The 12987-nt window shown below is 65.5% G+C and carries 23 protein-coding genes; all 23 read left to right on the top strand.

The annotated features are described in order from the left end of the window. The 23 genes from E4P24_RS12990 (at position 1) to E4P24_RS12880 (ending at position 12983) form a co-directional block, all read left to right on the top strand. Positions 1 to 423, top strand: coding sequence for a 30S ribosomal protein S19 (locus E4P24_RS12990; protein ID WP_004042610.1), 423 nt, complete (start codon positions 1 to 3; stop codon positions 421 to 423). A 3-nt stretch (positions 424 to 426) separates the two neighbouring features. Beyond that, positions 427 to 888, top strand: a complete 462-nt coding sequence (locus E4P24_RS12985; RefSeq protein WP_004042608.1) for a 50S ribosomal protein L22 — start codon at positions 427 to 429, stop codon at positions 886 to 888. Next, positions 888 to 1799: a 30S ribosomal protein S3 gene (locus tag E4P24_RS12980; RefSeq protein ID WP_004062416.1), complete on the top strand. Its 912-nt coding sequence runs from the start codon at positions 888 to 890 to the stop codon at positions 1797 to 1799. The genes E4P24_RS12985 and E4P24_RS12980 overlap by 1 nt, the downstream gene beginning before the upstream one ends. Then, positions 1800 to 2012: a 50S ribosomal protein L29 gene (gene rpmC, locus E4P24_RS12975; RefSeq protein ID WP_004062417.1), complete on the top strand. Its 213-nt coding sequence runs from the start codon at positions 1800 to 1802 to the stop codon at positions 2010 to 2012. Continuing rightward, positions 2012 to 2443, top strand: a complete 432-nt coding sequence (locus tag E4P24_RS12970) for a ribonuclease P protein component 1 (protein ID WP_004042600.1) — start codon at positions 2012 to 2014, stop codon at positions 2441 to 2443. Before rpmC ends, E4P24_RS12970 begins: the two co-directional genes overlap by 1 nt. Then, the gene (locus E4P24_RS12965; RefSeq protein ID WP_013035359.1) at positions 2434 to 2778 is read left to right on the top strand and encodes a 30S ribosomal protein S17; all 345 of its coding nucleotides are present in this window, start codon (positions 2434 to 2436) and stop codon (positions 2776 to 2778) included. The genes E4P24_RS12970 and E4P24_RS12965 overlap by 10 nt, the downstream gene beginning before the upstream one ends. Beyond that, on the top strand, positions 2778 to 3176 hold the full coding sequence (locus E4P24_RS12960; RefSeq protein WP_004042597.1) for a 50S ribosomal protein L14: 399 nt from the start codon (positions 2778 to 2780) through the stop codon (positions 3174 to 3176). The genes E4P24_RS12965 and E4P24_RS12960 overlap by 1 nt, the downstream gene beginning before the upstream one ends. Before the next feature lies 1 nt (position 3177). After that, positions 3178 to 3534, top strand: coding sequence for a 50S ribosomal protein L24 (gene rplX / locus E4P24_RS12955; protein ID WP_004042593.1), 357 nt, complete (start codon positions 3178 to 3180; stop codon positions 3532 to 3534). Continuing rightward, a complete protein-coding gene (locus E4P24_RS12950) occupies positions 3531 to 4274 on the top strand; it encodes a 30S ribosomal protein S4e (protein WP_115802882.1) in 744 nt (247 codons plus the stop codon). The genes rplX and E4P24_RS12950 overlap by 4 nt, the downstream gene beginning before the upstream one ends. After that, entirely contained in the window at positions 4271 to 4789 is a 519-nt protein-coding gene (locus E4P24_RS12945; protein ID WP_004042589.1) for a 50S ribosomal protein L5, read from the top strand. Before E4P24_RS12950 ends, E4P24_RS12945 begins: the two co-directional genes overlap by 4 nt. Further along, positions 4786 to 4962 (top strand): 30S ribosomal protein S14, encoded by a 177-nt coding sequence (locus E4P24_RS12940; protein WP_004042587.1) that lies wholly within the window; start codon positions 4786 to 4788, stop codon positions 4960 to 4962. The genes E4P24_RS12945 and E4P24_RS12940 overlap by 4 nt, the downstream gene beginning before the upstream one ends. A 3-nt stretch (positions 4963 to 4965) precedes the next feature. Continuing rightward, the gene (locus E4P24_RS12935; RefSeq protein ID WP_004042581.1) at positions 4966 to 5358 is read left to right on the top strand and encodes a 30S ribosomal protein S8; all 393 of its coding nucleotides are present in this window, start codon (positions 4966 to 4968) and stop codon (positions 5356 to 5358) included. Positions 5359 to 5362: 4 nt separating this feature from the next. Then, positions 5363 to 5899, top strand: a complete 537-nt coding sequence (locus tag E4P24_RS12930) for a 50S ribosomal protein L6 (protein WP_004042575.1) — start codon at positions 5363 to 5365, stop codon at positions 5897 to 5899. After that, the gene (locus E4P24_RS12925; RefSeq protein WP_004042573.1) at positions 5899 to 6606 is read left to right on the top strand and encodes a 50S ribosomal protein L32e; all 708 of its coding nucleotides are present in this window, start codon (positions 5899 to 5901) and stop codon (positions 6604 to 6606) included. Before E4P24_RS12930 ends, E4P24_RS12925 begins: the two co-directional genes overlap by 1 nt. Then, positions 6606 to 7061, top strand: coding sequence for a 50S ribosomal protein L19e (locus tag E4P24_RS12920; protein ID WP_004042571.1), 456 nt, complete (start codon positions 6606 to 6608; stop codon positions 7059 to 7061). The genes E4P24_RS12925 and E4P24_RS12920 overlap by 1 nt, the downstream gene beginning before the upstream one ends. Then, a complete protein-coding gene (locus tag E4P24_RS12915; RefSeq protein ID WP_004062419.1) occupies positions 7061 to 7615 on the top strand; it encodes a 50S ribosomal protein L18 in 555 nt (184 codons plus the stop codon). Before E4P24_RS12920 ends, E4P24_RS12915 begins: the two co-directional genes overlap by 1 nt. Continuing rightward, complete coding sequence (locus tag E4P24_RS12910; RefSeq protein WP_008605703.1) at positions 7612 to 8256, top strand: 30S ribosomal protein S5; 645 nt, start codon at positions 7612 to 7614, stop codon at positions 8254 to 8256. The genes E4P24_RS12915 and E4P24_RS12910 overlap by 4 nt, the downstream gene beginning before the upstream one ends. Then, positions 8256 to 8720, top strand: a complete 465-nt coding sequence (locus E4P24_RS12905) for a 50S ribosomal protein L30 (RefSeq protein WP_188148560.1) — start codon at positions 8256 to 8258, stop codon at positions 8718 to 8720. The genes E4P24_RS12910 and E4P24_RS12905 overlap by 1 nt, the downstream gene beginning before the upstream one ends. Next, on the top strand, positions 8717 to 9214 hold the full coding sequence (locus tag E4P24_RS12900; protein ID WP_004042560.1) for an uL15m family ribosomal protein: 498 nt from the start codon (positions 8717 to 8719) through the stop codon (positions 9212 to 9214). Before E4P24_RS12905 ends, E4P24_RS12900 begins: the two co-directional genes overlap by 4 nt. A gap of 3 nt (positions 9215 to 9217) precedes the next feature. Further along, positions 9218 to 10687 (top strand): preprotein translocase subunit SecY, encoded by a 1470-nt coding sequence (secY, locus tag E4P24_RS12895; RefSeq protein WP_004062422.1) that lies wholly within the window; start codon positions 9218 to 9220, stop codon positions 10685 to 10687. Positions 10688 to 10857: 170 nt separating this feature from the next. Further along, complete coding sequence (locus E4P24_RS12890; RefSeq protein WP_188148559.1) at positions 10858 to 11586, top strand: hypothetical protein; 729 nt, start codon at positions 10858 to 10860, stop codon at positions 11584 to 11586. A gap of 102 nt (positions 11587 to 11688) precedes the next feature. After that, positions 11689 to 12045, top strand: coding sequence for a hypothetical protein (locus tag E4P24_RS12885; RefSeq protein WP_008605701.1), 357 nt, complete (start codon positions 11689 to 11691; stop codon positions 12043 to 12045). Then, entirely contained in the window at positions 12042 to 12983 is a 942-nt protein-coding gene (locus E4P24_RS12880; RefSeq protein ID WP_188148558.1) for an alpha/beta fold hydrolase, read from the top strand. The genes E4P24_RS12885 and E4P24_RS12880 overlap by 4 nt, the downstream gene beginning before the upstream one ends. The last annotated feature ends 4 nt before the right edge of the window (positions 12984 to 12987 follow it).

Here is a 12987-nt window from a genome sequence, read left to right as displayed (position 1 = left end):
ATGAGTACGCAATACCGCACCGGCCGCGAAGGTGAGTTCACCTACCGCGGCTACACGCTCGACGAGCTGCAGGAGATGGAGCTCGACGAGGTCGCGGAACTGCTCCCCGCTCGTCAGCGGCGAACCATCACCCGAGGCCTGTCGGCCGAGCACGAGAAGCTGCTCGCGAAGGCTCAGGACAAGACGGAAGAGGAGACGGCCAACGCGCCCATTCGAACGCACCTGCGCGACATGCCGATTCTCCCCGAATTCGTCGGTCTCACCTTCGCCGTCTACACCGGTCAGGAGTTCGAACGCACCCAGATTCAGCCCGAGATGATCGGTCACTACCTGGGCGAGTTCCAGCTGACCCGTAGCTCGGTCGAGCACGGTCAGGCCGGTATCGGCGCGACCCGGTCTTCGAAGTTCGTGCCCCTCAAGTAAACCATGGGAATCAACTACAGCGTCGAGGCCGACCCGGACACCACGGCCAAGGGTATGCTCCGGGACCGGCCCATCAGCATCAAGCACAGCAAGGCCATCTCCCGCGCCATCAAGGGGATGCCCGTCGCCGACGCAGAGGAGTACCTCGAAGCCGTCATCGACGGCGAGCGGTCGGTTCCGTTCAAGCAGCACAACTCCGGCGTCGGTCACCGAAGCGACATCGACGGCTGGGACGCGGGACGGTACCCCGAGAAGGCGTCCAAGGCGTTCCTCGAACTCCTCGAAAACGTTCGCAACAACGCGACCGAACAGGGGTTCGACGGACCGGCCATGGAGATCAAGCACGTCGCCGCCCACAAGGTCGGCGAGCGTCAGGGTCGCAAGCCCCGCGCCTTCGGTCGGGCGGACCCGTGGAACACCCCAATCTGTGACGTCGAACTCATCATCGAAGAGGTCGAGGAATAATGGCTGACGAACACCAATTCATCGAGAACGGACTGCAGCGGTCCCAAATCGACGAGTTCTTCGCAGAAGAGCTCGGTCGAGCGGGCTACGGCGGCATGGACGTCGCCAAGACGCCGATGGGCACGCAGATCGTGCTCAAGGCCGAAAAGCCCGGGATGGTCATCGGGAAAGGCGGGAAGAACATCCGTAAGGTCACCCGCGAACTCGAAGAGCGGTTCAACCTCGACGACCCCCAGATCGACGTGCAGGAAGTCGACGAACCGGACCTCAACGCCCGGATCGTCGCCGACCGCCTCGCCAACGCGCTCGAGCGCGGTTGGTACTTCCGTAAGGCGGGCCACACGACCATCGACCGCATCATGGACGCCGGCGCACTCGGTGCCGAAATCGTCCTCTCCGGGAAGGTCACGGGCGCTCGCTCCCGCGTCGAGAAGTTCAACCGCGGCTACATCAAGCACAACGGCGAGCCCGCACAGGAGATCGTCGACGAGGGTCAGGGCGTCGCAGTCATGAAGCTCGGTACCATCGGCGTGACGGTCAAAATCATCCCGCCGGGTGCGCGACTCCCCGACGACTTCGAAGTCGAGGAAGACGCCAACCCCGACGCGGTCGAACAGATCGAAGAGACCGAAAGCGTCGAGGACCTCCTCGAAGAGGAGCCGGAAGAGGTTCCGGACGTCTCCGAGGACGCCGACGCCGACGCCGAGACGGACGCCGTCGACGAAGACGTCGTCGAGGAAGCGGCCGTCGAAGCCGTCGAAGAGGAAGTCGTCGACGATGCCGACGACGAGGAAGCGGTCGAGGAAGTCGTCGACGACGACGAAGAACTCGACGAAGACGTCGCCGAAGAGGCGGCCGACCTCGTCGCGGAGATGGAAGACGAAGACGACGACGAAACGGAGGAAGAATAAATGGCGATCCTCTACACCGAAGAGATTCGCGACATGACGCCCGCAGAGCGCACCGCCGAGCTCGAAGAGCTCGAAACGGAGCTGCTCAACGCGAAGGCCGTGCAGGCCGCGGGTGGCGCGCCGGAGAACCCCGGCCGCGTCTCTGAACTGAAAAAGACCATCGCCCGAATCAAGACGATTCAGGGCGAAGAAGGCGACCTCGACGAAGAATAATGCCACTGACACCCGAGACCCTCACGCGACACGAACTCAACGGCCTCCACGTGGAGGTCGTCGACGCGGCGAACCCCGACCTCGTCGGAATAGCCGGTCGCATCGTCGTCGAGACGATGCACACGTTCATGGTCGACGACGGGTCTCGGGTGCGGCAGGTGCCAAAGCGAGGGGCGACCTTCGAATTTGCGATTCCGCGTACAGATGAAGCCGCCGACGCTGCGAAGGCGTCGGGGACCGCGTCCAAACTTCGGTCGGATACTACTGGCGGATTTGATGCCAGTCAGTCTGATCGGCTCGCCGACTCATCATCGGCGGCTTCCCCCTCGGGGAATTGCGAGGGCGTGGCCTACGTTACGGTGGATGGCGCACAACTGCTCTCACGACCCGCCCTGCGCACCGAAACTACTGGTGACTCGAAATGGCGATAGGACTTGACGTTCCAATGCCTCCGGAACCTGACGATTCCGAGGCTTACGACTACGAAAAATGTCCGTTCTACGGCTCGCTCTCCGTCCGGGGTCAGACCCTGGAGGGGACGGTCGTCTCGACGGACATGGCAAAGACCGTCATCGTCGAGCGGGAGTACGACGTATTCGTTCCGAAGTACGACCGCTACATGAAGCGACGTTCCCGCATCCCGGCACACGTGCCGGGCGTGCTCGACGACGTCGCTGTCGGTGACGAAGTAACGATTGCGGAGACCCGACCTCTCTCGAAGACGAAATCTCACGTCGTCGTCGAGATTATGGGAGGTGACGAGTGATGGAAGCGCTCAAAGCGGACATCACCAAGGGTGTCGCCCGTGGCTCGCTGGTCACGTGCGCCGACAACACCGGCGCTCGTGAACTGAAGATTATCAGCGTCGCGGGTTACTCCGGCACGAAGAACCGCCACCCCAAGGCAGGCATCGGGGACAAGGTGACCGTCTCGGTCACCAAAGGTACCCCCGAGATGCGCCGCCAGGTGCTCGAAGCGGTCATCGTCCGCCAGCGGAAATCCATCCGCCGGCCCGATGGCACGCGTGTGAAGTTCGAGGACAACGCCGCCGTCATCATCGACGAGATGGAAGAGCCTCGCGGGACCGAAATCAAGGGTCCCGTCGCACGCGAAGTCGCCGAGCGCTTCGGGAGTATCGCATCGACGGCTACGATGATTGTATAGTATGACTCGACAACCGCGCAAACAGCGAACCCAGATTCGCGACGCGCCGCTCCACGAGCGGCAAAAGCAGGTCCGCGCACCGCTGTCGGCCGACCTCCGCGAGGAGTACGGCAGCCGTAACGTCCGCGTCAACGCGGGCGACACGGTCGAGGTGCTCCGCGGCGACTTCGCCGGCGAAGAAAGCGAAGTCACCGAGGTCGACCTCACCGACGCCGTCATCTACGTTGACGGTGTCGTCGTTGAGAAAGCCGACGGCGAGGAGGTCCCACGCCCCCTTCAGGCCAGTAACGTCCGCGTGACGGAACTGGACCTCGAAGACGACGTGCGCGAGGCCCGACTCAAGGAGGATAACGAATGACTCGACACCAGAAGCGACTGTCCGTACCGAAGTCCTGGCCGGTCGAGCGCAAGACAGGCACGTTCACGGTCAAGGCCGGAGCGGGTCCGCACGGCGAGGCGGGGGTTCCCCTCATCATCGTCCTGCGCGACGTGCTCGGCTACGTTGACTCGAAGAAGGAGGCCCAGTACGCCCTCAACCACCAGAGCATTCTGGTCAACGGCGACGTGGCCTCCGACGTCCGCCGTCCCATCGGGATGTTCGACATCCTGGCGTTCGTCCAGCGAGAGGAGTACTACCGCGTCTTCCCCGACGAGGGAGGCCGCCTGGCGCTGACGCCCATCGACGCCGACTCGGCATCCAGCCGTCTCGGCAAGATTGTGAACAAGACGCAGGTCAGCGGTGGCGACTTCCAGCTGACGCTCCACGACGGAGCGACCCTCGTCGTCGAGGACGCCTCGGAGTACAGCGGCAAGGACTCCATCGTCGTCGACAACGAGACGAAGGATGTCGTCGCGCACTTCCCCTACGAGGAAGGCGCGCTCGTCACGGCCGTCAACGGCCAGCACGCCGGCGAAATCGGCGAGGTCACCGAGATCATCGTCACGCCCGGCAGCGGAAACAACTCCGTTGTCGTCGAGACCGAAGACGGCGAGTTCGAGACGGTCGAACAGTACGTCGTCGTCATCGACGAGAACTTCACGGGTTCGGACGACGAGTCCGAAGCACGTCAGGCTGCTGACGGCGGTGATGACGAATGAGCGAGGCTGACTTCCACGAGATGCGCGACCCGCGCATCGAGAAGGTCGTCGTCCACATGGGCGTCGGCGAAGGTGGTCGCGAACTCGCCAAGGCCGAAGACATCCTCGAAGAGATCACCGGTCAGGAGAGCGTTCGCACGATCTCCGGCCGCGCCTCACAGGACTTCGGCGTTCGCCGCGGCGAACCCGTCGGCGCGAAGGTCACTCTTCGCGGTGACACCGCCGTCGAGTTCCTCGAAACCGCACTCCCCATCGCGGACCTCTCCGTCTCGTCGTTCGACGAGACCGGCAACTTCGGCTTCGGCGTCGAAGAGCACACGGAGTTCCCGAGCCAGGAGTACGACCCGCAGATCGGTATCTACGGGCTGGACGTGACGGTCAACCTCGTCCGCCCCGGCTACCGAGTGAAAAAGCGCGACAAGCGTTCCCGTCAGATTCCGTCGTCCCACCGGATGACCGTCGAGGACGCCGTCGCGTTCATCGAGTCCACGTTCGACGTGGAGGTTGAAGAATGAGCGATAGCGAAACAGAACAGACGGGCGAGCACGCGTCCCGCCGCACCGGCCAGGAGAACGAGTGCCGGCGCTGCGGTCGAAAGCAGGGACTTGTCAGCAAGTACGACATCAACCTGTGCCGCCAGTGCTTCCGAGAGATCGCCCGCGAGATGGGATTCAAGAAGTACCGATAAGCAATGGCTGACAACGACCCACTCAGTAGCGCGCTCTCCGGTGTGGACAACGCCGAGAGCGTCGGACACCTGTCCCACGAGATCCAGCCCGCCTCCAACATCATCGGCTCCGTCCTCGAGGTCTTCTACGACCGCGGGTACATCGACGGCTTCGAGTTCGTCGACGACGGCAAGGCCGGTCTGTTCGAGGTTGAACTGAAAGGCGCAATCAACGATTGTGGCGTCGTCAAGCCCCGGTATTCCGCCGGAGCCGACGACTTCGAGAAATGGGAGAAGCGATTCCTCCCCGCCCGTGACTACGGCGCGCTCATCGTCACGACGAGCCACGGCGTCATGAGCCACTACGAGGCCCGCGAGAAGGGCATCGGTGGCCAGATCATCGCCTACGTCTACTAGTACAATGAGCCGAATAGAAATCGAAATCCCGGACGAGGTATCCGCCGAGGTCAAGAACCTCGAGCTCACCATCGAGGGCCCCAACGGAAGCGTCACCAAGCGCCTCTGGTACCCGAACGTCTCGGTCTCCGCCGAAGACGGCGCTGTCGTCATCGAGAGCGACGTCGAGAACGCGAAGACCAACGCGACCATCGGTACCTTCGAGAGCCACGTGAACAACATGCTTCACGGCGCGACCGAGGGGTGGGAGTACAAGATGGAAGTCCACTACGCTCACTTCCCGATGCAGGTCAGCGTGGAAGGCAGCGACGTGGTCATCAAGAACTTCCTCGGCGAGAAGTCCCCGCGACGAGCGCAGATTCGCGGCGACACGGACGTACAGGTCGACGGCGAAGAACTCACCCTGACGGGCTCCAACAAGGAGGACGTCGGGCAGACCGCCGCCGACATCGAACAACTCACCCGCGTCAAGGACAAGGACACTCGCGTGTTCACCGACGGCGTGTACATCACCCAGAAACCGCAGACTGGTGATGCCTAATGTCGGAAGAAATCACCGAACTCGAAGACATCAGCGGCGTCGGCCCGTCGAAGGCCGACGCGCTCCGCGAAGCCGGCTTCGAGAGCGTCGACGACGTACAGGCCGCGAGCCAGTCCGAACTGGCCGAGGTCGACGGCATCGGGAACGCGCTCGCCGCGCGTATCAAAGCCGACGTCGGTGGCCTCGAGGTCTCCGACGAGGCCGAGGCCGAAGTCGAAGACGAGTCCGAAGCCGAGCCTGAGGAAGAGGAAGCCGAAGCAGTCGAGACGGAGCTTCAGCCCCGCGGTCACGCGGACAAGAAGCCCCAGCTCGACGACGAAACCGCGGAAGCCCTGGCGCAGAAGCGCCGCGAGGGCAAGCCGCAGTTCAACCGGCAGGACTACCACAAGAAGAAGCGCACGCCCACGTCGTGGCGTCGCCCCCGTGGTGGTCTCTCCAAACAGCGTATCGGCATCAAGGGCAAGGGCGCCAAGGTCGAGGCGGGCTACCGCACGCCGAAGGCCGCCCGCGGCCTTCACCCGTCGGGCTTCGAGGAGGTCCGCGTGTTCAACACGGACGACCTCGAAGGCATCGACGGCGATACGCAGGCAGTTCGCATCGCCTCCTCGGTCGGCGCGCGCAAGCGCGAGCGCATCGAGGAAGCGTGTGAGGACCGCGAGATTCGCGTCCTCAACCCCACCTACGTCGAAGTCGAGGTGGATAACTGATGACGGACCTCAAAGCGCAGAAGCGAATGGCGGCCGACGTCCTCGACGTCGGCAAAAGCCGAGTGTGGTTCGACCCCGAAGAACAGGCCGAAATCGCGGAGGCCATCACGCGCGAAGACATCCGTGAACTCGTCGACGAGGGCACGATTCGCGCCAAGGACGCCAAGGGCAACTCGAAAGGTCGCGCACGCGAGCGCGCCGCCAAGCGTTCCTACGGTCACCGCAAGGGTGCCGGCTCCCGCAAGGGCCGTTCCGGCGCTCGACAGAACAAGAAGGACGCATGGGTCAGCCGAATCCGCGCCCAGCGCCGTCGCCTGAAGGAGCTTCGCGAGGACGGAACGCTCGACCGTTCCCAGTACCGCACGCTCTACAACAAGGCGTCCGGTGGCGAATTCGATAGCGTGGACCGGCTCGAAGCATACATTCAGAACAACTACCAGGTGGAGATTCAATAATGGCGACCGGACCACGATACAAGGTTCCGATGCGGCGTCGCCGCGAAGTCCGGACCGATTACCATCAAAGGTTGCGCCTGCTGAAATCGGGCAAGCCCCGCCTCGTTGCTCGCGTGAGCAACAAGCACGTCAGGGCGCAGCTGGTCACTCCGGGCCCGCAGGGCGACGAGACCCACGCTGCAGCGACCTCTGCCGACCTCGACGAGTACGGCTGGGAAGCCCCCACGGGCAACCTCCCGAGCGCGTACCTCACGGGGTATCTGGCAGGTAAGCGGGCGCTGGCCGCCGGCGTCGAGGAAGCGGTCCTCGACATCGGCCTCAACACGGCCACGCCCGGAAACAAGGTCTTCGCGGTGCAGGAGGGTGCTATCGACGCTGGCCTCGAAATCCCCCACAACGATGCAGTACTCGCTGACTGGGACCGCAACCGCGGTGTCCACATCGCCGAGTACGCAGAGCAGCTCGACGAGCCGCTCTACAGTGGAGAGTTCGATGCCACGAACCTCCCCGACCACTTCGACGAAGTGCTCGGGAACCTTCAGGAGGACGAATGAGCAGCAATAACAACGGCTGGGAGCCGCGAACGCGGCTCGGCCGCATGGTGCAGAACGGCGACGTCACGTCGATGGACCAGGCGCTCGAGACGGGACTTCCGCTCAAGGAACCCCAGCTCGTCGACCAGCTCCTTCCCGGACTGGACGACGAGGTGCTCGACATCAACATGGTCCAGCGCATGACCGACTCCGGCCGCCGGGTGAAGTTCCGGTGTGTCGTCGCAGTCGGGAACCGTGACGGCTACCTCGGCTACGCTGAGGCCCGCGACGACCAGGTCGGCGGTGCCATCCAGAAAGCCATCGAGGTGGCGAAACTGAACATCATCAAGGTAGACCGCGGCTCGGGGTCGTGGGAAGACCGCGCAGGCGGCCTCAACTCCCTCTCGCGCAAGGCAGAGGGGAAGGCCGGCTCCGTGACGGTCCGTATTATCCCCGCCCCGCAGGGTCTCGGCCTCGCGGCCGCAGAGACCGTCCGGAACATCCTCGAACTCGCCGGCGTCCAGGACGCCTGGACCAAGAGCGACGGGAACACCCGGACCACGGTCAACCTCGCGAAGGCGACCTACAACGCACTCAAGAACGCGTCGCAGTCCCGTACTCCGCAGCGCGCTCGTGAAGTCCGTCAGGAGGTGCGCGAATAATGCAGGCTATCGTTCAGCTTCGCGGTGAGGTCAACATCGCACAGGACGTCCGCGACACGCTCACGATGCTCAACATCCACCGCGTGAATCACGCGACGTTCGTGCCCGAGACCGACGCCTACCGCGGGATGATTTCGAAGGTCAACGACTTTGTCGCGCACGGCGAGCCGAGCGTCGACGTCGTCGAGACCCTCATCAGCACGCGCGCCGAGCCCGAGGAGGGCGACGGCGACATCACCGACGAGTGGGTCTCCGAGAACACCGACTACGACGACGTGGCTGCGCTCGCGCAGGCCATCGTCGGCGAGGAGACGACGCTGCGAGAGCAGGGCGTCTCCCCCGTGCTTCGTCTGCACCCGCCGCGCGGCGGCCACCGCGGACAGAAGCACGTCACCAAGGAAGGCGGCCAGCTCGGTAAGCACAGCACCGAACAGATCGACGAACTCCTGGAGGACATGCGATGACGTCCAAGAAGCGACGCCAACGCGGTTCCCGCACGCACAGCGGCGGTACGCACAAGAACCGACGCGGTGCCGGTCACCGCGGCGGTCGCGGCCGCGCCGGACGCGACAAACACGAGTTCCACAACTACGAGCCGCTCGGCAAGCACGGCTTCAAGCGACCGGACGTCCTGCAGGACGACGTCGCTGAAGTCAAGGTCCAGAAGCTCGACGAGGACGCGGCGCTCCTCGCGGCCGACGGAGTCGCCGAGAAGGACGGCGACACCTACGTCATCGACGCCCGCGACGTGGCCGAGGACGGCTGGGAAGCGGACGTCGTGAAGGTGCTCGGCGGCGGGCAGGTTCGCAACGAACTGCACGTCGTCGCCGACGCCTTCACGGCCGGTGCCGTCGAACTCATCGAAGAGGCCGGCGGCGACGCCGAACTCTCCGAACGCGCGGAAGAAGCGGCTGAAGCCGAGGAATCGGCCGACGCCGACGAAGACGACGAGGAATAAATCATGGGATGGAAGGACGCCGCCGAACCAGTGCTTTCGCGGATGCCCGCAGTCGCCCGACCGGAGGGACACGTTCCGTTCCGCCGGAAGCTCGGGTGGACCGGCGGCATTCTCGTCTTGTACTTCTTCCTGACGAACGTGACGCTGTTCGGCCTCGACGCCGCGACCGCGAACGACCTGTTCGGTCAGTTCCGGTCCATCTTGGCCGGCCAGCAGGGTTCGGTGCTCCAGCTGGGCATCGGTCCCATCGTCACCGCGAGCATCGTTCTACAACTGCTCGGCGGTGCTGACCTGCTCGGGCTCGACACGGACAACAACCCGCGCGATCAGGTCCTCTATCAGGGACTGCAGAAGCTGCTCGTCGGGGTCATGATCTGCCTGACGGGCCTGCCGATGGTGTTCGCCGGCAACTTCCTGCCGGCCGACCAGGCCGTAGCGACATCGCTCGGTATCGGCACGGTCGGCGTGAAGGGACTCATCTTCGCGCAGATCGCCGTCGGTGGCGTCCTCATCCTCTTCATGGACGAGATCGTCAGCAAGTGGGGCGTCGGATCCGGGGTCGGCCTGTTCATTATCGCCGGCGTCAGCCAACAGCTCGTCGGCGGGCTGTTCAGCTGGCAGGGCCTCGGCGGCACGTCGGGCTTCTTCGCGACGTGGATCGGCATCATCACCGGTGCCATCGAACTACCGGCCTCGCCGACCGACCTGCTGTCGACGGTCTTCCTCGGTCAGGGACAGCTGCTCGCGCTCATCACGACGTTGCTTATCTTCGGCATCGTCGTCTACGCCGAGAGCGTCCGCGTCGAGATTCCCCTCTCGCACGCCCGCGTGAAGGGTGCCCGCGGCCGCTTCCCGGTGAAGCTCATCTATGCGAGCGTCCTGCCGATGATCCTCGTTCGCGCCCTGCAAGCGAACATCCAGTTCCTCGGGCGCTTCCTCAACTCCTCGTGGGTCGGCATGCCAGCGTGGCTCGGCCAGTACACGAGCGGACAGGTCACAGGTGGCCTGTTCTACTATCTCGCGCCCATCCAGTCGCGGTCCGACTGGATGTGGTTCCTCGGACTCACGTCGGCCGACCCGCTCGATATCGCCATCCGCGTGCTCATCGACCTGATCTTCATGATCGTCGGTGGCGCGGTGTTCGCGATATTCTGGGTCGAGACGACGGGAATGGGTCCGGAATCGACCGCGCAGCAGATTCAGAACTCCGGGATGCAGATTCCCGGGTTCCGCCGTAACCCGCAGGTCATCGAGAAGGTCATGGAGCGGTACATCCCGCAGGTGACCGTCATCGGTGGCGCGCTCGTCGGCCTGCTCGCCGTCATGGCGAACATGCTCGGCACCATCGGCGCAGTCTCCGGGACGGGGCTGCTCCTTACGGTCTCCATCACGTACAAGCTGTACGAGGAGATCGCGGAGGAACAGCTCATGGAGATGCACCCGATGATGCGCAACATGTTCGGCTCCGAGTAGCGAGCCGAGCCCCGACGCGCTCGACTGCCGCCGCACACCCGCGGCGAACGTCACTTCCACTTCACTTCATTTCTGCCGCGCTCGACCGGATAGCGGCGCGTTCGTCTCGGACCGCCCGACTCGCCGGATAATCCGGCCACTTTTGACTCCCGCCGGCGGAACAGCGGGGTATGCACGAGGGGCGACTCGCGGTCGACATCGAGACGGCAAGCCCGAACGGTCAGCCGAGCGACTTCCGAAACACCGACGACTTCGAGTTGGTCGCCGTCGGTCTCGGCCACCGCGCCGGCGACGACGCTCCCGTCGACGTCGAGGTGCTCCTCCGCGACGGCGACTGGTCGCTCGACCACACCGCCGACCTCCTCCGGCGGGTCGTCGAGTGGTGCGAGGCCCGCGGCGCGGGCGGCGAGGGCGTCGTCACCTACAACGGCGAGTACTTCGACGAACACCACCTCCGCGCGTGGGCCGACCGCGTCGCCGACGCCGGCGTCTGGGCGGACGCGCCGCGTCGAATCGACGCGCTGTTCGCGGACCACGTCGACCTCGGGACGCTCGCCGCCGAGGCGTACCCGGAGGCGGTCCGGCCGAACCGCGACATCCCGGCGCTGTGGAAGGCGTGCAAGGAGGCGGGCGTCGACCAGCCGACCGTCTGGTACGACGACTACGACCTCCCGGCGGGCTACCTCGACCGCCTCGGCGTCGAGGCCGACCACGTCAAGGGCGCGCACGTCGGCGAGGCGCTGGGCGAGGCGTACGTCGAGGACGTCGTCGCGGAACTCGACCACACGCGGACGCACGCCGAACTCACTCGACTCCTCGTCGACTACGCCGCCGGCGACATCGAGCCGCTGTTTTCGCTCCACGACGCGCTTCGCCGGGCCGACGCGAGCGCGGACTGACCCGGTTCGTCCCCGTCGAGCCGACGCGACGCCGTCGGTCGGACCCGCGCGTCGTTCTGTCTCGCGGCAAACGTTTAGCCGCCGGCAGTCGTATCGCGTGGTATGAACGACCTCGAACCGGCGACCGCCGTCGAGGAGGCGCTCCGCGGCAACGGCATCAGCGTCGAATCGGTCTCGCTCGACGACGCCGTCTCGCTGACGTATCTCACGGCGTTCCCGGACGTCGAACCCGATCACGGCGAAGTGGGCCGCGCGGTCACGGCCTTCCTCGAACTCGCCCGCGACGACGAGTTCGAACCGAGAACCGTCGAGGCGACGGTGCTCCGAAGCGAGGGCGACGTGCAGGCGACGTGGACGCTCGAAGCCGACTGGATTCGCGCGTACAACGATTACGCGCTCGACGACGAGGAGTTGTCCCAGCGCGTCCTCGACAGCCTCTACGAGGAGGGCGACGCGTGAGCGCGTGGCGACACCGCGGCGAGCCGCCCGCCGCGCGCGGCCCGCGTCGGCCCTCGCACTTCGAGTACTCGCGCGTCGCGCTGACGTTCGACAGCGAGGGGTCGAACTGCGCGGGCTGGCTCTACCGTCCCGACGGCGTCGAGTCGCCGCCGGTGGTCGTCATGGCCGGCGAGCTCGCGGCGGAGCGTCGCTTCGGCCTCCGCCCCTACGCCGAGCGGCTGGCCGAGGCGGGCTACGCGGCGTTCCTCTTCGACTATCGCAACACCGGCGACTCCGACGGCGAGCCCCGGAACCTCGTCGACCCCGACTCGCAGATTGCCGACTGGCACGCGGCGCTCTCCGGCCTCCGCGGGCGCGACGAAATAGACTTCCGGTCGCTCGTCCTCTGGGGCGCGGGCCTCTCCGGCGGCTACGCGCTCCGAGCGGCGGCCGAGGACGGTCGCGTCGCCGCCGTCGTCGCCCAGAACCCGATGCTCGACGGGACGGCCGTCACGCGGGGCCGCGGCGTCAAAGGCACGCTCGCCGCACTCGCAGCCGGCGTCCGCGACAGACTCCAGTCGCGGTTCCTCGGCCCGTATCGCGTCCCGGTCGTCGGCGACGGCTCGTCGATGGCCGTCTTCGAGGACCCCGGCGTGCGAGCCGCCTACCGCGACCTCGTGCCGCCGGGAAGCGCGTGGCGCGACGAGACGCCCGCTCGGCTGTTCCTCTCGTTACTTCGCTACCGAGCGCTTCCCGACCCGGACGCGGTCACCTGCCCGACGCTCCTCGTTTCGGGAACTCGCGACGACCTCGCGCCCGCCGACGCGGTCGCCGCCCTCGCGGACGAACTTCCGGACGCGACGCTCGTCGAACTCCCCGCGGGTCACTTCGACCACTACGACCGGGCGTTCGAACAGACGTTCGGCCATCTCCTGTCGTTCCTCCGAACGGTTCGCTGACGGA

It is taken from the genome of Haloferax sp. AS1, assembly GCF_014530665.1.
Classification (GTDB): Archaea; Halobacteriota; Halobacteria; order Halobacteriales; family Haloferacaceae; genus Haloferax; species Haloferax volcanii.
The sequence above is the reverse complement of the archived record's forward strand: the minus strand, read 5'-3'. Positions and strand labels throughout refer to the sequence as shown.